The sequence below is a fragment of the Aminobacter sp. P4_D5 genome (assembly GCF_056401815.1).
The window spans coordinates 13,960-33,491 of the sequence record NZ_JBFUIP010000058.1; the positions used below are offsets into that span (position 1 = coordinate 13,960).

At 61.7% G+C, this 19,532-nt stretch carries 18 protein-coding genes and 2 pseudogenes; 14 read left to right on the forward strand and 6 right to left on the reverse strand.

What is annotated here, in order from left to right:
* Window positions 1-21: 21 nt before the first annotated feature.
* Complete coding sequence (locus AC1DWF_RS14695) at window positions 22-1,236, reverse strand: CaiB/BaiF CoA transferase family protein (RefSeq protein ID WP_476841795.1); 1,215 nt, start codon at window positions 1,234-1,236, stop codon at window positions 22-24.
* 147 nt (window positions 1,237-1,383) lie between these two features.
* Here AC1DWF_RS14695 and AC1DWF_RS14700 point away from each other — a divergent pair.
* The 4 genes and pseudogenes from AC1DWF_RS14700 to AC1DWF_RS14715 all read left to right on the forward strand — a co-directional run.
* A pseudogene (locus tag AC1DWF_RS14700) lies at window positions 1,384-1,506 on the forward strand (LysR family transcriptional regulator); the annotation flags it as partial.
* Between the two features lie 87 nt (window positions 1,507-1,593).
* Complete coding sequence (locus AC1DWF_RS14705; RefSeq protein WP_476841799.1) at window positions 1,594-2,256, forward strand: LysR substrate-binding domain-containing protein; 663 nt, start codon at window positions 1,594-1,596, stop codon at window positions 2,254-2,256.
* A gap of 114 nt (window positions 2,257-2,370) precedes the next feature.
* Complete coding sequence (locus AC1DWF_RS14710) at window positions 2,371-2,598, forward strand: hypothetical protein (RefSeq protein WP_476783541.1); 228 nt, start codon at window positions 2,371-2,373, stop codon at window positions 2,596-2,598.
* 67 nt (window positions 2,599-2,665) lie between these two features.
* Window positions 2,666-4,162, forward strand: a pseudogene (locus AC1DWF_RS14715) (gamma-glutamyltransferase family protein).
* A 12-nt stretch (window positions 4,163-4,174) separates the two neighbouring features.
* Here the strand turns inward: AC1DWF_RS14715 and AC1DWF_RS14720 are convergent.
* From AC1DWF_RS14720 to AC1DWF_RS14735, 4 genes are read right to left on the reverse strand one after another with little or no spacing between them, the layout of a single operon-like run.
* The gene (locus AC1DWF_RS14720; protein WP_476783540.1) at window positions 4,175-5,389 is read right to left on the reverse strand and encodes an NAD(P)/FAD-dependent oxidoreductase; all 1,215 of its coding nucleotides are present in this window, start codon (window positions 5,387-5,389) and stop codon (window positions 4,175-4,177) included.
* Window positions 5,380-6,576, reverse strand: a complete 1,197-nt coding sequence (gene argE, locus AC1DWF_RS14725) for an acetylornithine deacetylase (RefSeq protein WP_476788836.1) — start codon at window positions 6,574-6,576, stop codon at window positions 5,380-5,382. Before argE ends, AC1DWF_RS14720 begins: the two co-directional genes overlap by 10 nt.
* Before the next feature lie 4 nt (window positions 6,577-6,580).
* Window positions 6,581-6,985: a Zn-ribbon domain-containing OB-fold protein gene (locus AC1DWF_RS14730; RefSeq protein ID WP_476787057.1), complete on the reverse strand. Its 405-nt coding sequence runs from the start codon at window positions 6,983-6,985 to the stop codon at window positions 6,581-6,583.
* Window positions 6,978-8,141 (reverse strand): acetyl-CoA acetyltransferase, encoded by a 1,164-nt coding sequence (locus tag AC1DWF_RS14735; RefSeq protein ID WP_476788835.1) that lies wholly within the window; start codon window positions 8,139-8,141, stop codon window positions 6,978-6,980. The genes AC1DWF_RS14730 and AC1DWF_RS14735 overlap by 8 nt, the downstream gene beginning before the upstream one ends.
* A 313-nt stretch (window positions 8,142-8,454) precedes the next feature.
* Between AC1DWF_RS14735 and AC1DWF_RS14740 the strand changes: the two genes are divergently transcribed.
* From AC1DWF_RS14740 to AC1DWF_RS14775, 8 genes are all read left to right on the forward strand, one after another.
* A complete protein-coding gene (locus tag AC1DWF_RS14740; RefSeq protein WP_476788834.1) occupies window positions 8,455-9,168 on the forward strand; it encodes a TetR/AcrR family transcriptional regulator in 714 nt (237 codons plus the stop codon).
* A gap of 703 nt (window positions 9,169-9,871) precedes the next feature.
* Window positions 9,872-10,771, forward strand: a complete 900-nt coding sequence (locus AC1DWF_RS14745; protein WP_476785451.1) for an SDR family NAD(P)-dependent oxidoreductase — start codon at window positions 9,872-9,874, stop codon at window positions 10,769-10,771.
* Entirely contained in the window at window positions 10,771-11,607 is an 837-nt protein-coding gene (locus AC1DWF_RS14750) for a MaoC/PaaZ C-terminal domain-containing protein (protein WP_476785452.1), read from the forward strand. The genes AC1DWF_RS14745 and AC1DWF_RS14750 overlap by 1 nt, the downstream gene beginning before the upstream one ends.
* Window positions 11,604-13,274, forward strand: coding sequence for a class I adenylate-forming enzyme family protein (locus AC1DWF_RS14755; RefSeq protein ID WP_476785453.1), 1,671 nt, complete (start codon window positions 11,604-11,606; stop codon window positions 13,272-13,274). The genes AC1DWF_RS14750 and AC1DWF_RS14755 overlap by 4 nt, the downstream gene beginning before the upstream one ends.
* A 2-nt stretch (window positions 13,275-13,276) precedes the next feature.
* On the forward strand, window positions 13,277-14,710 hold the full coding sequence (locus AC1DWF_RS14760; protein ID WP_476841796.1) for an amidohydrolase family protein: 1,434 nt from the start codon (window positions 13,277-13,279) through the stop codon (window positions 14,708-14,710).
* Between the two features lie 124 nt (window positions 14,711-14,834).
* Window positions 14,835-15,254: an FAS1-like dehydratase domain-containing protein gene (locus AC1DWF_RS14765; protein ID WP_476784972.1), complete on the forward strand. Its 420-nt coding sequence runs from the start codon at window positions 14,835-14,837 to the stop codon at window positions 15,252-15,254.
* Window positions 15,251-15,685, forward strand: coding sequence for a MaoC/PaaZ C-terminal domain-containing protein (locus AC1DWF_RS14770; protein ID WP_476784971.1), 435 nt, complete (start codon window positions 15,251-15,253; stop codon window positions 15,683-15,685). Before AC1DWF_RS14765 ends, AC1DWF_RS14770 begins: the two co-directional genes overlap by 4 nt.
* A 10-nt stretch (window positions 15,686-15,695) precedes the next feature.
* Window positions 15,696-16,163 (forward strand): N-acetyltransferase family protein, encoded by a 468-nt coding sequence (locus AC1DWF_RS14775; protein ID WP_476784970.1) that lies wholly within the window; start codon window positions 15,696-15,698, stop codon window positions 16,161-16,163.
* A gap of 31 nt (window positions 16,164-16,194) precedes the next feature.
* On the opposite strand, the gene AC1DWF_RS14780 is transcribed toward AC1DWF_RS14775, so the two are convergent.
* Complete coding sequence (locus AC1DWF_RS14780; RefSeq protein WP_476784969.1) at window positions 16,195-17,622, reverse strand: amidohydrolase; 1,428 nt, start codon at window positions 17,620-17,622, stop codon at window positions 16,195-16,197.
* 681 nt (window positions 17,623-18,303) lie between these two features.
* On the opposite strand from AC1DWF_RS14780, the gene AC1DWF_RS14785 reads away from it, so the two are divergent.
* Window positions 18,304-19,296, forward strand: coding sequence for an ABC transporter ATP-binding protein (locus AC1DWF_RS14785; RefSeq protein WP_476788832.1), 993 nt, complete (start codon window positions 18,304-18,306; stop codon window positions 19,294-19,296).
* Window positions 19,286-19,532: ATP-binding cassette domain-containing protein (locus AC1DWF_RS14790; protein ID WP_476841797.1), on the forward strand; the 247-nt coding region annotated here is incomplete at its 3' end. The genes AC1DWF_RS14785 and AC1DWF_RS14790, both read left to right, overlap by 11 nt.

Below are 19,532 nucleotides of genomic sequence, written 5' to 3' on the forward strand. Positions count from 1 at the left end.
CGAGTGTCTCCTCGTCTGGGGTTAGCTTGCGGCGGGCCGGTGCTTGCGATCGGCGGGCTGGTTCAAAAATTCGTCGAGCACGGCTTTAGTGTCCGCCCCGCAAACCGGCGGCGGGCGACGATAGGTGACCGGCGTCTTCGACATCTTGATCGGGTTGCCGATCAGATCGACAACGCCACTGCCTGCAAGCGGGTGAGGCATGGAAATCTTCATGTTACGCGCTGTGACCTGATCGCTGTCGAAGACGTCTCGCAGCGTATTGATCGGTCCACCGGGAATGCCGTTTGCTTCCATGCTGGCAATCAGGCTGTCCCTGGCCAGGAGACGCAGCTTGTCCGCGACCATCGGGATCAGCGTCTCGCGGTTTTTCAGCCGGGCGGCATTGGTTGCGAAACGCTCGTCGTGTCCAAGTTCGGGGGCTTCGATGAGCTCGCAAAAGCGCCGATACTGGCTGTCGTTGCCCACCGCCACGATGACATGGCCATCGCTGGTTTCGAAAACCTGATACGGTACGATGTTGGGGTGCTGGTTGCCCCGGCGTACCGGAAGCTTGYCCGAAAGCAGATAGTTGGTGCCCTCGTTGATCAGCCACGAGATCTGGGTGTCGACCAGGGCGATGTCGATATGCTGGCCCTCGCCGGACATTTCGCTGTGGCGCAGGGCGGCCAGAATGGCGGTCGCCGCATACATGCCGGTCATGACGTCTGCTATTCCGACCGCCACCTTCGTCGGCTCGCCGTCGGCCGGGCCGGTCAGGCTCATAATGCCGCCATAGCCCTGGGCGAGCAGGTCATAGCCCGGCTTGTCGGCATTCGGGCCGGTCTGGCCGAAACCGGTGATCGAACAATAGACCAGGCGTGGAAATGGGCCTTTCAGGTCGTCATACGAAAGCCCGTACTTCTTGAGTCCTCCGACCTTGAAATTTTCCACTAAGACGTCGCAATGCGCCAGCAGTTCGCGGACGGTATCCGCCCCTTCCTCGGTAGCGATATCGAGTGCAACCGAGCGCTTGTTGCGGTTGGCACAAAGGTAATAGGCGCTTTCCCCGGTGGCATTGCCGCTCTCGTCTTCGACAAAAGGCGGCCCCCAGGCGCGGGTATCGTCGCCGGCACCCGGCTTTTCGATCTTGATGACGTCAGCACCGAGATCGCCCAGAAGCTGGGTGCAACTCGGACCGGCGAGAATCCGGCTCAGGTCGAGAATGCGAACGCCTGCGAGCGGTCCTTGAATATGCACGCTTCCCCTCCTGCCCAGTCGATCGCGGCCACTGTTCCAGCGCGCGTCACCACGTAGTTCGGAGCAGGCATAAATTGAATAAAACGTAGACAACAGCGAGATATTATCTATTTTATCGTGAGAAAATTTAACGCTATTTGTGACCCCATGAACCTTCGCTTTCTTCAGGCCATTGTGGCTATCGCCGAACAACCCAGTTTCACCGCAGCGGCCAGTGCGCTGGGCCTCAGCCATTCGGCCATCAGCTTGCAGGTCAAGACGCTCGAGGAGGAACTGCAGCTTCRGATCGTCGACCGCCGCACAAGACCGCCGACGCTTACCGACACCGGCCTTGCGCTGGTCGAGCATGCGAGGCGGATGCTCAAGATCGCGGATGATATTCGTGCCCTAACCAGCGACGACAGTCTTGTCGGCACTGTGACAATCGGCGTCGTTCCATCGGCGCTCGTGAACCTGATCCCGCCCGCACTTGCCAGGCTTCGACTCGCCCATCCCAAACTGCATGTACGCATCCGCAGCGGACTTTCGGGCGAACTTGCCCAAGCCGTGCGCAACCGGGATATTGACCTGGCCGTTGTTTCGGAGCCGCGCGTCCTGCCGGATGGGCTGGCGTCCTTCCCGATCTGCCAGGAGCCCTTGAATGTCATCGTCCCGCTTTCCATGGCGGAAGCTGCGGACGAAGATGTTCTGCGTACTTATCCCTTCATCTGGTTCAACCGGCGAACCTGGGCGGGACAGCAGATCGAACAGCATCTTCTCGACCGCAAGATCCATGTTCAGCCGGTGATGGAGATCGATTCGATCGAAGCTGTGGAATCGCTTGTCGCGCACGGGCTCGGTATCTCGATCACACCGACCCGAGCTTGCGCGCCCTATAGCGGCAATCAACTGCGGCGCATCCCGTTCGGCACCCCGCAGAAACATCGTTCCCTGATCATGGTGATGCTTGAAAAAGGCCCACGCCAACGGTTGGCGGAAACCCTTTTGCGTGAGCTTCAACAACTCACTGGTCATGGCTGAGTGGTGGGGTGCTAGCGCCCGACCAGGTCCAGCAGCCGGTTCCACTGCATCCCAAGATTAAGGATGGGTGCCCTGAACTGATGCAGAGGAAATCGCCGGATTGGCGTTGCGGGGATGGTTGCCGATCTCGGACAACGGCTGAGCGACCTGCGCGACAGCCGAAGCTGGATGCGGCTCAAGGAGGGCAGTTTCTCCCTGGAAAAATGGACGTTCTACCAGCAGAAGCATGAAGTCATCGTGGCGTCCCTCGTCGACCGCAAAGCTGAAAGCGCGCGAAACGCTTTGCGTCGCCATCTCGGCGGCGTTCGCGCCAACGCGCAGATGGCAATGTCGGATCTCTGACGGGCCGTGCCGGTAGGATGTCTCGCATCGGCCGATTCCGTCGAGCGTAATTTCACATGGAGCAGAGATGAGGGACTTTGAGCAACCCGGGCGTTCGCTTGGTGTCGGACGGGAAGGTATGGCTGCGACCTCGCATCCCGCGGCAACGCTTGCCGCGGTCGATATACTGCGACAGGGCGGGAACGCGGTCGACGCGGCAGCTGCAGCCTGCGCCGTGCAATGCGTCGTGGAGCCCGGCTCAACCGGTATCGGCGGCGATTGCTTCACCCTGCTCGCCCGCGACGGCTCCGACGACGTCATCGCCTGTTCGGGACGGACGCCAGCGGCTGCGGACCTCGCCTGGTATGTCGATCGCGGGATAACCCAGATCGAACGCAGCTCCGCGCACGCTGTCACGTTGCCGGGAGCGGTCGAGGCCTGGTCCCGTCTGGTTGCCGACCATGGCCGCCTGGATCTGGCCGAGGTGCTTGCGCCGGCGGTGCGGTTGGCTGCCGAGGGTTACGTCGTCTCCCCGCCCGTCGCCTTCGATACGACCAATCAGGCCGACCTGCTGCGCGCCGATCCGACCGCGCGGCGTATCTTCCTCGACGGCGACCAGGCACCAAAAGCAGGGAGCGTGCGGCATCAGCGCGAGCTTGCCGACACACTTGTCGCCATCGGGCGCGACGGACCCGAAGCGTTCTACCGCGGAGCGGTGCCTGCATACCAAGGCGGACTTTGCAGATGCCCAAGGCGATTATGTCCAGCCGATAAAAACCCGGTTCGGCGGCCATGACATCTATGAATGCCCGCCGAGCGGGCAGGGCGTCGTTGCCCTGATGAACCTGAACATCCTGTCCTGCTTCGACAGGAAGGGTGATCCGCTTTCCGTAGATCGTCTTCATGTCGAGATCGAGGCGACGCGCCTCGCCTATGCTGCCCGCGACAAGTTCCTTGCCGATCCGGGCCATGCCGAAGTTCCTGTGGACTATCTCCTGTCCGAACGACTGGCAGCCGAACTTGCGGCACAGATCCGCCTCGATCGGGCAATGGGCGTGCTGCCTTCGTTCGACAGCGTCGAGCACAAGGATACCGTCTTCATCGCAGTCATCGACCGCGACCGCACGGCGGTCAGCTTCATCAACTCCATCTTCCATCCCGCAGCGGCGTGCTCTTTCACAATCGCGGTCAGAGCTTTGTCCTGGAACCCGGACACGCCAATGCTATAGCGCCGCGCAAACGCCCGATGCACACGATCATTCCCGGAATGGTCTGTCGCGACGGGCGCGCCATCATACCCTTCGGGGTGATGGGCGGTCATTATCAGGCGATGGGCCATGCGCACTTGCCGTCCAAGGTGTTCGACGACGGCTTGGTTCTTCAGGCTGCCATCGATCTGCCGCGGTTGTTTCCGCTCGCGGGACGAACGTCGTCGAGATTGAGGCACGACTGCGAACGCTCGTCGGTCCCGAGTTGGAGCGGCGTGGTTTCACGCTCAAGGCGCCCAATCTGGATCGACTGGGAACGGGGCACGCTGCTTGGAGGGTCGGATCCTCGCAAGGACGGCTGCGCCCTCGCTTTCTAGTCTGGCGTTTCCTCAAGTCGGATGACGACTGGCAGCGGTTTGAACGAGCCGGCTCCGCCCCAGCGCTTGCACGGAATAATCAGGTGCCAGCGCCATCGCCAGGTTTGCGACAAGCTTGCCGGAAAATGCGCCGGCGAGATTGCCGAAGAAATGCCCGGTGTTGACGATCAGGCCGTCGATGCCGCAGGACGCGTCGATCACTGGAAGACCGTCTGGTGTCTGAGCGACAATTCCTGCCCACTGCCGAACGATCGGCAGGCCGGCCATGGCGGGGAAATTGCGGCTCATGATCGAGCAGGCTATCGCCTGACCTGCAACCGTCGCTTGATCAAGGTCACTTCCAATCTCGTAGGCGCATCCGAACTGCAGGGATCCGTCCGGAAAGCTGGCGATCTGTTCGGTGAAGCCGAGGTCTGGACGGATACTTTCGGACGGGTCGCGGGGCAGGGCGTCGGGGTTGATGGCAGGCGGCGTGAAGAAGCGAAACAGCGACTGGCCGGCAACGACGGGTCCGATGCGAAACGGCGCGGGGGTCGTTTCCGCTGCCTCGAAACGGGTCAGCTGGAACGGAATGGCAAGCCCAAGTGGTTCGAGCAGATCGTTGGACCATGGCCCCCCGGCAATGACGACGATGCGGCTTTCGCTTTCGGTGCAGTCAGCCAGCCTGACACCGCGGCATGCGGAATCCGTGGCCATGACGGCCGAGACGCGCGCTGCCTTGATGAGGTCGCCCCCTTCCTGCTGAAAGGCTTCGGTTAGGCGGCGCACGAGCAGCCTCGTGTCCTGGTGAGCATCAAGTGGGTTCCATACTGCGCCTGACACCGACGGCCCGATATCTGGGCACAGCTCGAGCAACTTGGCGCGGTCGAGCAGTTCGACGGGCAGGCCGGCCTTGTTGCGATCGTCGGCGAACGCCCTTGCAACGGGTTCGAATTCCTCGTGGCGGTAGATGATGAGGCCGCCGCAAGAACGAAATCCGAAATCGGGTAGTTGCTCCGCGAGCGCTTCGGCGAACTGGCGACAGGCGCGCGAAAACTCCATCGCCAATCCGGAGGCCTTGGTCTGCAGCAACAGGAAACCGGGATTGCGGCCCGACGCCGCCCAGCCTGGATGGTGCGCATCGATCAGAGCGACCGATAGTCCGGCCTTGCGCAGATAGTAGGCGCCGGCGGTTCCGGCTATACCGGCGCCGACCACGATGGCGTCGAAACCGCGCTTCACGACCATGGCAGGCCAGCGTCTTCGAGTTGTACTGCCAGGCGCTCGAGAAATACCCGGCAGCGGTCGATCTCGGACATGTCGAGGAATTCGTCCGGTTTGTGAGCCTGCTCGATGGAGCCCGGCCCGCAGACGACGGAGACAACGCCGGCTCTGCTACTGAACAGGCCAGCTTCCGTGCCGTAGGCCACTTTGGCGTGGTCGTTGCGGCCGACAAGCCGCTTCACGAAGGTCACGGCCGGATGGTCGGCATCGGTCGAAAGGCCGACGAACTCGACTATCGGTTCGATCAGGATCCGGGCCTCGGGCGCGACAGCTCGCATGCTTGGCAGGATTTCCGTCTCGGCGTGGTTGCGGATGCGTTCGATCAGCGCGCGCGCGTCCACTTTTGGCAGCGAGCGGATGTCGAACGCGAACTCGCAGTGGTTCGGGATGATGTTCAAAGCAGTGCCGCCGGAAATGGTGGTTACCGACAGCGTGGTATGTGTGACGTCATAGGCTGTGTCATGCGGCCCGGAATGCGCCTGCTCGTTCGATAGGCTCGTGATGAAGGCAACGAGCTCGGCCGCGTATTCGATGGCGTTGACGGCGATCGGAGCGAGGCTGGAATGGGCGCTCATGCCAGCCACTGTCGCGCGGTACATGCCTCCGCCCTTGTGACCGACCACGACCTGCATGAGGGTTGGCTCGCCGACGACGCATAGCGCCGGCCTAACCGGCATGGCGGCGATGCGGTCGACCAGGCTGGTGACGCCGGTGCAGCCGAGTTCCTCGTCGTAGGAGATCGCGATGTGGATCGGGGCCTTCAGGTTGCGCTGTGTCAAGCTTGGCACGGCGGCCAGGACGATGCCGATGAACCCCTTCATGTCGCAGGCACCACGACCATGGATGCGTCCGTCCGCCTCGCGCAGCGTAAACGGATCACTGGCCCAATCCTGCCCGTCGACAGGAACGACATCGCTGTGCCCGGACAGGATGATGCCTGGTGTGTTGGCCGGCCCGATCGTCGCCCACAGATTGCCCTTGGTGCGATTGGCATTCCAGATGATGTCGCTGGCGACACCGTGCCTCTCCAGAAATGCCTCGACGTAGGACAGCAGGCCGCAATTTGGGTCGCGCGAGACAGTCGGAAACCCGATGAGGTCGCCAATGATTGCGATGCAGTCTTCGGATGTGGGACCCGGATGGCTGGTCATCGCATTATCGATCGGTGGGGGTGAAGATGGGCAGGGGAGGCAGGTCTTCGCGCGAGCGCCAGGCGAGCTTCACCCGGTCGCCGATCCGCGCCGGGCCGGGTTCGATGTTGGTGAGCAGCCTCGGGCCCTCGTCGAGATCGACCAGCGCGATCATATAGGGCGGGGGCAGTTCGCTGATGACCGGGATGCGCACCGTGGAGAGCGAATAGATCGTGCCTGTGCCCTTAGCGTCCACCCATTCGAGCGCGGTTGCCTCGCAGGCGAGGCAGAAAGGTCTGGGATAGAACTGGTGCGACGAGCACGCGACACAGCGCTGGACGATCAGGCGGTGTTCGAAACATGCCTTCCAGAAGGGTTCGGTGGTCGGGTCGGCAACGCCGATGTCGGAAAGGGAAGGGGTGTCAGTCACGGGCAAGCACCACGGTGGAAGCGGTTGAAAAGGCGAGGCCTCCGGTCCCATGCGCGACGGCGATCTCGGCGTCTGTCACCTGGCGGGCGCCCGCCTCTCCGCGCAGCTGCCGCACCGCCTCGATGAGAAGCAGGATGCCGAGCGCCCCGGGATGGCAGTAGGACAGCCCGCCGCCTGAGGTCATGCTTGGCAGGCTGCCGCCGGGTCTCAGCCGGCCTTCGGCGACGAAGGCGCCGGCCTCGCCCTTGCCGCAAAAGCCCAGGTCCTCGAGATAGAGCAGCACGGCGTGGGTGAAATTGTCGTAGGGTTCAAAGACATCGACGTCGCCGGGCTTGATGCCGGCCATGCCCAAGGCTTCCCGGCCGGAAACCACGCCCGGCGTCACGGTCAGGTCCGGGCATTGGGCAACGTGCCATTGCATGTGGCTTTCGCCGGCACCGAGGATGCGCACAGGCCGCTTGGCGGCGTTGCGCGCCCGATCCTTCCGCGCGATGACGATGGCGCCGCCGCCATCGGTCACCAGGCAGCAGTCGAGCTTGCGCAGCGGATCGCAGAGCATTGGCGAAGCCATCACGTCTTCGATGGTCAGCGGATCGCGCACCCATGCTTTCGGATTGAGTTTTGCCCATTCCCGCGCCGTGACGGCGATCTCGGCAAGATGCTCAAGTTTGGCATCATACTGATACATGTAGCGCGCAGCACTCAGCGCGTAATGGCCGATTGGAAAGTGGATGCCAAAAGGCGCTTCGAATTGCGCCGCAAGCGAACCGTCCATACTGGCTGCCACGCGTTTGCGGTTGCGGCGGCTTCGTTGCCGCGAGGCATAGCCGATCAGCGCGACGTCGCACCGGCCCGTCGCGATGGCGAGCATGGCATGGTGCACGAAGAACTCGAACGACGCGCCACCCATGTCCGACGATTCGGCGTAGCGTGGCTGCACGCCGAGATATTCGCCAAGTTGGACCGAGCCCTCTTCCCCCATATAGTTGGTGAAGATGCCATCGACGTCCTTGAAGCTCAGGCCGGCCTCGTCCAGCGCCTTGCGCGCGGCAAGCGCGACCATTGAGAACTCGCTTTGGTCGAGTACCTTGCCCAAGGGCGTCTCGGCAACGCCGACGATGTAAACCGGCGAATTGATCAGCGCATGCGGCATCATCGACCCCGGATTCTGTGATGAGGGCTGTCGATGCGACGCTTGTATCGCGCGGTTTTGTCCGATCCGACAAGCAAGATGGTCCCTCCACGATGCGCACCGCAGCCCATGGGCTGGACGCAACTTCGCGCTGCTGGGCTAGCCGGATGTCCAGCTTGCCTCGGTGATCAAAAGAAAATAAGAAGTCTGACAACATGAATATGAAGTCAATATCAATTATTTGATTTGCTCGCTTGCCCCTGTACGGTCGTCGCTCCTGTCGATGGTTGATAATCGGTGAGGCAGGTGCAATATCGGATCATGGAGGACGTTTTGAATGGCCATGCGGGCGAAGCAAGTCGAAACGGCGCTTATCCCAAATCTCGGTTGCGACCGATATGCAGATTATCTTGCCGAGGGGCTCGGTTCATTGTCCTTTTCCACCAAGGGCGACAGGACAAAGTACCGGCTGAAGATCGCTGCCGCGCGCGCGCTTGAAGAGATCGGCTATCAGGACCTGAAAGTCTCAGATGTCTGTTCCTATGCCGAAGTCGCACTTGGCACGTTCTATGTATATTTTCGCGACAAGAACGAAATTGCGACGGAGGTCGTTCTCGACTTTGTCGATTATCTCTATGAGAGAGCCCGGCAGGTCGGTGGTGGCAACAACGAATTCGAAGCCATCATGAATACCAATCGCCTCTTTATTTCGGCCTATCAGGCCAATCCTGGGCTGATGCAATGCCATGTGCAACTTCAGAGCCAGCTTCCGGAATTTCGCAAATTGTGGCAGCCCCGCCACCGCAAGTGGATCGAAGGCCTCGCCCGCTCAATTTCACGGCGTGGCAACTACAGCGACACCATGCCGGGTTCGGCAATGACGGTGGCGCGCGCCCTGGAGGGGATGGTGTTCCACTATCTCTATTCCATCATCGTCACCAAAGATTCGGTGATGGAGGAAGACAAGTTCGAGCCAGACGAACTGGCGCTGATGCTGTCGACGCTGTGGTATCGAGCGGTCTACTGCAAGGACCCACCGAACGTGGCGTGACCGCCGGCGAGCCGGCTAGCGCCCGTTTCCGAAATGCGAGATGGTCCGTGTGAACTTCACGCGATCACCCGCAACCTGCCAAAGCTAGCCAGCGTCCACGGGCGCGTGTTGCCTGCAGGTCGACCTGGCAAGGGCGCTGACGATCAGGAGCATATCGTGGATCGAGATTGCGCGCCCCCCCCAGGCTCAGGCGTGGCGATGTGTTTGTGCGCCGCCGGAATGTGCCCCTCAAGGAGGGCTCTGGTTCCCGCTCCGACAGGGCTCGCGGCGTCCGAAAATTACAGCTGTAGTGCAGGACCCTCCAATCGGAAGTGCGCCGGCAATGCTGAAGCTGTTTGGCCGTCCCGAAAACCCCATGGATTGCCGGGCTGTTGATTGATTTTGCAGTAACGCTGGACGAGGCAGTCGGATCGATTTTCGCGAAGCGTGATGGGGCTTTGTTGCTCCCGTAGGCCGGCTTTCGTCATCATCCAGCAGGGCAGAACAACAACCCGATCGCCTTAAAAATGATATTGACTTCATATTCATTTCGACGTTTTCTGTTGTCGATTGATGCAGCGGGTGCGGCAGCGCACCGGTTCCGGGAAGAGTCCGGAACAGCGCCTGGACGTTTGCGAGAGAGGCGGGAACATAGCATGCGAAACGGTGTCGTATATTGTTGGGCGGCGAGGGCTCTTCGCGCCTTTTTTGGCGGGCGGGTGTCGTGACGAGCGGGCGGCTTGCCGGGCGCGTTGCCATTGTCACCGGGGCCGGCCGCGGGCTGGGCCGCTCATATGCGCTTGCGCTGGCGAGTCATGGCGCTGCGGTCGTGGTCAACGATCTGGGCGGCGATCTCAACGGTTTGGGGCGCGATTCGACGCCCGCCCAGGGTGTCGTCGCGGAGATCCTGGCGCAAGGCGGCAAGGCCGTCGTCAGCGGCCACGACGTTGCCGACTGGAGCGAGGCCGCGGCGTTGATCCGGCAGGCCGTGGATACGTTCGGTGACTTGCATGTGCTGGTCAACAATGCGGGGATTTTGCGTGACCGATTGCTTGCCAACATGTCGGAAGAAGAGTGGGACTCGGTCATCCGTGTCCATCTGAAGGGGCATGCAGCGCCGGCACGACACGCGTCGGAATACTGGCGCAACGCTTCGAAAGGCGGTGCCAAGGTGGCGGCCAGCGTGGTGCACACCACGTCGCTCGCCGGATTGATCGGCAATTTTGGCCAGGCGAACTACGCCTCCGCCAAGATGGCGGTCGTCGGTCTGTCGCGTACACTGGCGCTGGAAGGCGCCAAATACGGCGTTCGCTCCAATGCCGTGTCGCCGTCGGCCCGCACGCGGATCGAGCCGTCTTTGCAACCGCCGCCGCAGGATGTTTTCGACGTGTTCGACCCAGACAACGTTTCGCCGCTGATCTGCTGGCTGGCGCTGGAGAACTGTCCGGCGACCGGGCAAGTGTTCCAGGCCTACGGCAATCGGGTCGAGGTCATTGCCCCTAGCGCGATCGAGGTCGACGTTAAAACCGATGGTCGCTGGAGGCTGGAAGATCTGGAGCAGGCGCTGAACCATCGGCTGCCGAAGCTTCCGCGACTGGGTGATTTTGTCGAGGGACTTGCGTGATGTATTCAAGCAATTCTGCTGTCGCAGCCGTTCCGTTGGGCTTGTCGCGGGATTCGGAAGAATTTCGGACGAGCAGTCACCGGCTTGCGCAGTTCGCGCGGTCGGTCAACGACGAAAACCCGAGGCATCTGGCGGGCGAGTTCGCACCGCCGGTTTTCGCACATGTGCCGGTCATGCAGAGCATGGTCGAGGTTCTCGGGAAGTCGACATCGGCATTCGTGCTGCATGGCGAACACGACTTCGTTTTCCACATGCCGATCGTCGCTGGCCAGCGGCTGTTCACCGTCTCAACGCTGATCGGTGCCCGCGGCACGCGTGCCGGGGTGGCACTCGTCATCCGCTCCGAAACAGTCACTCATGACGGCGGAGCAGTCTGCACCCAATACACCACCTGCCTGATCCAGGGCGCTGCGCAGCAAGACTCCCGTGGCGTAAGTGTGCCGCGACGACCGGTGATCGCCAGGGCTGCCGTCTCATCGGCGCTCTATATGCTCGCACCGGACCAGACCCGCCGCTATGCCGATGCCGCGCGCGACTATTCGCCCTATACGATCGACCCGGCGGCGGCGGCCAAGGCGGGCTTTCCCGCACCGCTCGTCCACGGCATGTGCACACTGTCCTTCGCGGCGCGTGCCATCGTCGACCACCACTGCGGTGGCGCCACGTCTCTGCTCAGGCGGCTCGGATGCCGCTTCGCCCATCCGCTGTTTCTGACCTCCGGGCAAACGATCAACGTGGATCACTGGCCGGGCGGCGAGGGGCTGGTCGGCTTCGAGGCAACCGACGCCGAAGGCAATATCGTGATCAAGAACGGGTACGCACAGGTGTCGTCATGAACAGCACCCCGACCGCATCGACCGAGCGGATGGAACTTGGCGTTGCCAGCCTGTCGCAGCGTCCGGCGAACTGGATTACGCATCAAAACATCGCTCCCGACTGGAGTGCCGTGCCGTACCAGTCGGTGATCGAGATCGTCAGCAAAGGCTGCCTCGAGGACCCGGAGCGGCCGGCGATCATCATCGACGGTGGCCCGGTCATGACGCGGCGCGAATTTCTTGACCGCTGCCAGCGCTTCGCCGGCTATTTGCGCGGCATTGTCACGGCCGGCGACCGTGTCGTCGTCATGCTCGACAACCGCCTCGAATTCATGATCGCGCTGTTCGGCATCGTGGCCAACCGCTGCACACTGGTGTCGATCGCGCCGACCGCCATGCAGTACGATGCCGGGCACATCGTTGCCGACGCGGCGCCGGTCGCGGCGATCGTCGGTAAGCCGCAGTTGCCGATCATCGAGGCAGTACGCGGCAACGCGCCGGGCCTGGAGCACATCATCCTGGTTGACGGCGACGAGCCGCAAGGGCTGTCGGCCTACTCCGCCGAGCCGCTCGATTTCGCAACCGCGCAATGCCAGCGCGAAGACATCATCACCGTCTACTACACCTCTGGCACGACGGGCGCGCCAAAAGGATGCATGCTACACCATGGCTGGTGGCTGCGGGTGATAGACCTCGATCTGCGGCTGTTCCGCCGTGGCTGGCAGGATCGGCAACTCTGCTGCCTACCATTCTATTATGCTGACCCCGCCATCCAGCTTCTCACTTCGCTCGCCTCGCGCGGCACGATGGTGGCGATGCGCCGCTTCTCGGTCTCCAGATTCTGGGAGGTGGTGACGACCTATGACGCCACCGAGATTCTTTCGATCGCTTCGATTCCGGCGCTGCTGATGAAGGGCGAACCCGGCCCGGCCGAACGCAACCACCGCATCCGTCTCGCCATCCATGCAGGCCTGCCGAAAGAACTGCATCAGGAGATGCTGGAGCGGTATGGTTTTCTCTGGCATAATCAGTATGGCAGCACTGAAGGCGGCATCATGAGCCGCGTTCCCAATCATCTTGCTGACGAACTGGTCGGGACCGGCACAATGGGCATCGAGCCGCCCGGCGTGTCCATCCGCCTCGTTGACGACAACGATGTCGATGTGCCCGACGGCGAGGCTGGGGAGTGCCTGATCAGCGGACCTGATCTTTATGCCGGCTACCTCAACCGGCCAGAAACCACCGAAGAAGCTAATCGCGGCGGCTGGTATCATTCCGGCGATGTTGCGCGCCGTGACGACAGGGGGCTGCTCTATTTCGTCGGGCGCAAGAAGGAGATCATCCGGCGTTCGGGCGAGAACATTTCGGCCGCCGAGGTCGAAGGCGTGCTGCGCTCGCATCCCAAGGTGGTCGAAGCTGCGGTGGTGCCGGTGCCCGACCAGCTTCGCGGCGAAGAGGTCAAGGCCTACGTTCACCTGAAGCCCGGCGAGACGCTGCCGCCTGAGGAAATCGTCGCGTTCTGTCGGGCTAACCTCGCCGCGTTCAAGATTCCGCGCTTCATCGAATACCGCGAAACGGACTTCGAGCGGACGCCCTCGATGCGCGTGCAGAAGCAGAGCCTGCTCCAGGCGAAGAGCGACCTGCGCGTCGGCGCTTGGGACCGCGAGACCGGCGGCATGGGGATCTGACCATGCAGATGTCCGGCAATGACCAGGCGGGGGGGACGATGCAATCCTGCGATCTGCTCATCGTACACGGCCACATCCTGTCCATGGACGGCGAGCGTAGAATCTACCCGGACGGTGCGCTCGCCATCCGCGGCAAGCGCATCGCCGCCATCGGGCCGAGCCGCTTGATCGAAAAGCAATGGCGTGCCGCTCGGCGGATCGACGCCCAGGGCGGTACGATCCATCCCGGTTTCATCGATGGGCACTATCACGCCAGCCTGCATCTCACCCGCGGCTCCATCCCCGACAGCCCCAACCCGCCAAAAGAAGAGGGCAGGGGTAGGCCAGGCGTCTTCGCGCGATGGTTGAACGCCGTCACCGACGAGGACGAGTATTCCAGCGCACTGATGGCTTCGGCCGAAATGGCACGCAACGGCTTCACCGGCTTTGTCGATGCCGCGACCAGTTTTTCGCCCGATGCCGTCGCCAGCGCGGCCGAAGCAGTTGGCATCCGCTGCTCGGTATCGGACTGCATKCTGTGGGATCTCGTCGGCGGCGAGCCTATGGCGGCCGACATCAAGCGAGCCCCATGCGACGGCGCCCGCGCACGCCGGGAACTCGGCGGCCAGCTCAAGCGCAACCGTGACAAGGACGGTCTCGTGCGCGGGCATGTCGCGCTCTATGGCAGCGGCAGCGCATCGGAGGAACTGATGCGCGAGGCCAAGGCGCTCGCGGACCGTGAGGGTTCCGTCTACCACCAGCATCAGAGCCTCACGGTCGCCGAGGCCGACTTCGATCGCCAGCGTTTTGGCAAGCCGGCGCTGGTCCACTTTGCCGAGCAGGGGCTGATCGGTAAAAACAGCGTGTTCACCCACATGAACATCCTGGATGCGAGCGAGGTCGAGGCGGTCTCGGCAAGTGGCATGGCACTCGTTTGGCACCCCGGAAACGTCATGTACTACGCCATCTCCCAGACCGGCAGGAGCGCGTTTCCTGGATTGCATCGACGTGGCACCTCGGTGGCATTTGGCACCGATATCGCCAAGGTCTGGGCGTTTGGCGATCTTGGTTTCATCGCTTACCTGGTGAGCCGGGAATGGGGCGAGTACCTCACGTCGGAAGCCATACAGGAGATGTTCACGCTGGGCGGCGCCAGGGCGTTGGGCTTGAAAGACGAAGTCGGCAGCCTCCAAGTGGGCAAGCGCGCAGACATCGTCATCCGGACGAACGCGCTCCCCGATTCGCAGCCCAATGTCGATGCCGTGCGCCAGCTTGCGCTGGTCTCGCGCACCAAAGGCGTTGATACAGTTCTGTGCAACGGCGAGGTGATCGTTCGGCATGGCCGGCTGGTCAGGCTCGATGAATCCGAAATCTATCGACAGGCGCGGAAATCGGCCGAAGCTGTCGCCGTGCGCGCCGAGATCAAACCGAGCAACAGCTGGCCGCTTGTCACCTGACTATTCTGGTCCAAGTTATGCGCGCGATCGATTGTGAAAGTTGGGCTGATGACGAACGTAGAATTATCCAATGTTTCGTTCTGCTGTTGTCGTGTCGCGGCAACCTGGTAAGGGGAGGTCCGGCGTGATCTCGGTTGGCGACATCATCGAGGAATGGATGTTCACGGTCGAGGCCGGCAAGATTCGCGAATTCGCGCGTGCGGTGCGGGATATTCACGGCGGTGGTGAAGAGGTGATCGCGTCGTCGACGTTTCCGGTGGTGGCGTCCGCGGGCTTCGTCGAGCGGCTGATCACCGAAATCCTTAAGCTCGATCGTAGCCGTACGGTTCATGGCGCACAGCAGTACGAGTATTTCGCGCCGATACGCGCCGGCGACCGGCTGTGCTGCCGGGCACGTATGGTGGCCGACGAGATACGGACCGGGCGGCGCGGCGGACGCATGCGCGTGGTTAGTATCGAGACCGAATTCGCGTCCGTTGCGACCGGGAAAATCGTCTGCCGGGAAACCATGACCACCATCCAGACGGAGACGAACCAGTCATGACGCCGCCTGCGCCAATCGTCTTTGCTCCGCTAACGCGAACCGACTTTGTCCGCTACGCCGGCGCCTCGGGGGATTTCAATCCGCTGCATCACGATGCACGATTCGCCGAAGCCGCCGGGCTCTCCGATGTGATGGGTCACGGCATGCTTTCGGCCGGACTGCTCGCGTCGGCTGTCAGTGCATGGTTCGGGGCGGGCAGCATCCAGAAATTCTCGGTCCGTTTTCAAAAGCCGGTCTGGCCCGGCGACAGGCTCACCGCCTCTTGCGATATCGAAGCTGTTCGAAGCGAAGGCGGGGAGATGGTAGTGGATCTTACGCTGAAACTGGCGCGGGAGCCCTACGATATCGTGATATCGGGTACGGCTCTGGTCTTCACCACCCGATCGCTTCTTGATGACATGCCGAAGTCCCTAGGAAAACAAGGAAAATGAGGGAACTTTGATGCCTTCCAATACAGTACAGGTACGCCTCGCGCATGCGCAGGATCGCGATGCCTTCCTCGAAATGTGGGCGGATTTCGTGGCGCTCGCGCCGTCGGAGCCCGGCGATCGCAGCATGGGCGAAGCCAACTGGGCACGAATCCTGGATGCGGATACCCCGCTGGAATGCATTGTTGGAGTCGATGACCATGGCATGCAGCTAGGCTTTGTCTTGTTCCTTGCCTTCCCCTTCACCTGGAGCAATGGTGATGTCTGCTATTTGCAGGACATCTATGTTCGTTCCGAGAGCCGGGGCAAAGGTGTCGCCCAGGCGATGATCGATCATCTCCATGAGATTGCTCGGACGATGGGCTGGTTCAAGATTTTCTGGATGACGCAGTCCGACAACTATCCGGCCCAGCGGCTTTACGAAAAGGTCGCAGAACGAAAGGACTATATCCGTTACGACCTTGTCGTTCGCGCGCCTTAAAGTTCGCTCCTATTCGGCGCCACCGCTGCAATCACCAGGTCATCGCGGCAATTGGCGGCTTGGTCCCATCGGGAATGGGACTTTTGTAGTTGGCCTTGCCTGCGCGTTTTTCGTGCGCGGCCTTGGCCTTGGCGATCAAGTCCTTGTCGTGGATTGCATCGACCGCGGTGGCCGCCATTGCCTTGGCGGCATGGACCATCCCCTTGAGCGCGGCGGGGCTCTTGCCCTGCGCAACCAGTTGCCATGAGTGGAAGGGTGTGCCGATGGCAAAATTGGCCCCGTTCAACTGCACGGTCGGCACTACCCAGCTCACATCAGCGACATCTGTCGAGCCCATGCTGATCGCCTTGAGCATCGAGGGGTCACTGGCCACGATGAAATCGGCCAATGCCTTGTCGGGATCGACTTCACGACCGAAGGAAACAAAGGCATGACTGATCTCTTCGGGTGACAAGGTCCTCTGGATTTCCCTGGCGAAGTTGGCATCGGCCTCGTCGAATTCCGGTGCGCCAAGCTTGACGATGTTGCGCGCCATGATCTCTTGTAGTGGGCCGCACGGGATGTAGTTGGCGACGGCGCTGATCACCTCGATGGTGACCTTGGTTTCCGTCATCAGCGCGGCACCCCGGGCAATGTTCTTGACCCGCTCGAGCAAGCCAAACATCTCATCCAGGTTCCTGGCGCGCACGGCGTAGCGAACCTTGGCATAACCCTGCACGACATTTGGGGCGATGCCGCCGCCGTCGAGCATGGCGTAGTGAACCCGCGCATCGCTCGGCATGTGCTCGCGCATATAGTTGACGCCGACATTCATCAGCTCGACCGCATCCAGTGCGCTGCGGCCGAGATGGGGGGCTTCCGAGGCATGGGAGGAGCGCCCGAGGAATGAGAAATCGACCCGCGTATTGGCTAGGGTTTCGGACGACCAGAGTTCCACGGCCGCAGCAGGATGCCAGGTAATGGCGAAGTCGACGTCGTCGAAAAGGCCGGCCTTGACCATGAAGGCCTTGGCCGCTCCGCCTTCTTCTGCGGGACAGCCATAATAGCGCACGGTGCCAGGTAGCTTGTTTTCGACCAGCCAGTTCTTGACTGCGGTTGCCGCCAGCAAGGCGCCGGCCCCGAGCAGGTTATGTCCACAACCATGCCCATTCCCGCCACTTGTAACAGGCTGATGCTGGGCGATACCTGCCTGTTGGCTAAGCCCGGGCAACGCATCGTATTCACCCAGAAAAGCAATCACCGGGCCGCCGTTTCCGGCTTCGCCCATGATGGCCGTCGGGATGTCGGCGAGATTCGACTTGACCGCAAAGCCCTGCCGTTCGAGTTCGGCCAGATGCTCCTTTGACGAGCGCTGTTCCATGTAGCAAGTCTCGGGCATTCCCCAAATGCGATCCGACAACTCGATCAGTTCGTCCTTCTTCTCGTCGACATAGTCCCAGATTTCCGGGGTATTTTTCATGTCGCCTCATCACCCTTGTTTACGAACGCCGCACGAGCGACTGGAAGGACGGTGCCTGCATTGCTGCCTGGTTTGCGGTGTTGCCATCTTGTGCGATCCAGCACTTGTTGACCGGCCATTCTGCCGAGAACCGGTTCGAGGCCGTGGCGGCTCCAGACATATGGTTTGTTGTGCCGCACCGCCGTCAGCCGCAAGCCCAATGGCTAAGCGCGTGCGCAAAGATTCCCCAACATGAAAGTGAAGTCAATGTCAGTTGCCTGGCTTCGATTGACCGCCGGGGCGGTGCCGTTTCGACCGATGGGAGCCGTTGATATCGACGCTGTCCTCATGGGCTCTTTCGTCACCTGAGCGGCAGAGCGTTCCAAAATCAACCAGAATGACACCGGATTCGAGGGTTTCGTCGTGACCGGCGTTCGCCGAATCCTGCGAGCAGCCTTATTGCATTCGGCGGGATCCATCAGCTTGACCAGAGACGATTAATGAATATGATGTCATTATCATTTTACTGCCGTTCCTCCGGATTTAGAGATGGGATGGCCGGGCTGGTTGATCGCAGGGCGGGGTTTGCTTGAAGAGGTGGTGATCGGTTCCTGCCGGCTGCAGGCGGTTCACCGTAAATCCGACGCCGCGATGTCTGGCCTCGGATCGGGAGGAGCACGATATGTTCGGATATAGTATCCCATGACTGGTCTGCTTGAGGTCGATAATCTGACGACGGTTTTTCACACGCATAGCGGAACGCTTCATGCGGTGAACGGGATCAGTTTCGATCTGGACGAAGGCGAGTTGCTTGCCGTAGTCGGAGAGAGCGGCTCAGGCAAGAGCGTTGCCATGATGTCGCTCGTGCAATTGCTGACGAGCCCCCCGGCCAGGATCTCTGGCGGCCGCGTGATGTTCCAGAATCATGACCTCACTAAGCTGAGCGCATCGGAGATGCGCGAGATCCGCGGCTCGCAGATCGGCTTCATCTTCCAGGATCCGATGACGTCGCTCAATCCTGTATTCACGGTCGGGTTCCAGATCATGGAGCCGCTGCGCGAGCACATGGGGCTTTCAAAGAAGGCAGCCCGCACGCGCGCAGTCGAGCTGCTGGAACTGGTCGGTATCCCTGGCGCAGCCAAAAGGATCGACGACTACCCGCACCAGTTTTCTGGCGGAATGCGGCAGCGGGTCATGATCGCGATTGCACTTGCCTGCGACCCCAAGGTTCTGATCGCCGATGAGCCGACAACCGCGCTAGATGTGACCGTGCAGGCCCAGATACTGGAGCTTGTCCGCGATCTGCGCCGGAAGCTCGGCATGGGCATCATATGGATTACGCATGATCTCGGCGTGGCGGCGGGCATCGCCGATCGTGTCATGGTCATGTATGGAGGGCAGGTGATCGAGCACGCCAATGTGCGCGATCTCTTCAAGAATCCGCAGCATCCCTACACCAGAGCGCTGCTTGAGGCGCTGCCTAGCCGTCACCGGGCCGACGAAAACTTGCACAGTGTCCCCGGACAGCCGCCGCTTCTGTGGCAGCATCCGGCGTCTTGTGCCTTCGCGCCGCGCTGCAGCCACGTCTTTGAAAAATGCTGGCAGCGCAATCCCTTCCGGATCGAGCTGAATGACGGCCACGATGTGGCCTGCTGGTGGGACCCCCAGACAGGTGGAGCGCGCGATGTCGACTGAGGCGAGTCAGTCGACACAGGTCGTGTCCGAGGGTCATCCGCTGGTTCGTGTTGAGCGCCTGGCCGTGCATTTCCCGGTGTATAGGGGCCTCCTTCGCCGGCAGGTCGGGGCGGTCAGGGCTGTCGACGGATTGAGCTTCGATATCCGCAAGGGCGAGACGCTGGGGCTCGTGGGCGAAAGCGGTTGCGGAAAATCGACGACGGGCCGCGCCTTGTTGCGGCTGTGCTATGCGACCG

Bases quoted from the DNA above. Each gene is read 5' to 3' on its own strand.
- AC1DWF_RS14705 (WP_476841799.1), top strand. From the start codon at position 1,594: ATGCTCAAGATCGCGGATGATATTCGTGCCCTAACCAGCGACGACAGT.
- AC1DWF_RS14710 (WP_476783541.1), top strand. From the start codon at position 2,371: ATGGTTGCCGATCTCGGACAACGGCTGAGCGACCTGCGCGACAGCCGA.
- AC1DWF_RS14720 (WP_476783540.1), bottom strand. From the start codon at position 5,389: ATGGTCGTGAAGCGCGGTTTCGACGCCATCGTGGTCGGCGCCGGTATA.
- argE (WP_476788836.1), bottom strand. From the start codon at position 6,576: ATGACCAGCCATCCGGGTCCCACATCCGAAGACTGCATCGCAATCATT.
- AC1DWF_RS14735 (WP_476788835.1), bottom strand. From the start codon at position 8,141: ATGATGCCGCATGCGCTGATCAATTCGCCGGTTTACATCGTCGGCGTT.
- AC1DWF_RS14740 (WP_476788834.1), top strand. From the start codon at position 8,455: ATGGCCATGCGGGCGAAGCAAGTCGAAACGGCGCTTATCCCAAATCTC.
- AC1DWF_RS14750 (WP_476785452.1), top strand. From the start codon at position 10,771: ATGTATTCAAGCAATTCTGCTGTCGCAGCCGTTCCGTTGGGCTTGTCG.
- AC1DWF_RS14755 (WP_476785453.1), top strand. From the start codon at position 11,604: ATGAACAGCACCCCGACCGCATCGACCGAGCGGATGGAACTTGGCGTT.
- AC1DWF_RS14770 (WP_476784971.1), top strand. From the start codon at position 15,251: ATGACGCCGCCTGCGCCAATCGTCTTTGCTCCGCTAACGCGAACCGAC.
- AC1DWF_RS14775 (WP_476784970.1), top strand. From the start codon at position 15,696: ATGCCTTCCAATACAGTACAGGTACGCCTCGCGCATGCGCAGGATCGC.
- AC1DWF_RS14780 (WP_476784969.1), bottom strand. From the start codon at position 17,622: ATGAAAAATACCCCGGAAATCTGGGACTATGTCGACGAGAAGAAGGAC.
- AC1DWF_RS14785 (WP_476788832.1), top strand. From the start codon at position 18,304: ATGACTGGTCTGCTTGAGGTCGATAATCTGACGACGGTTTTTCACACG.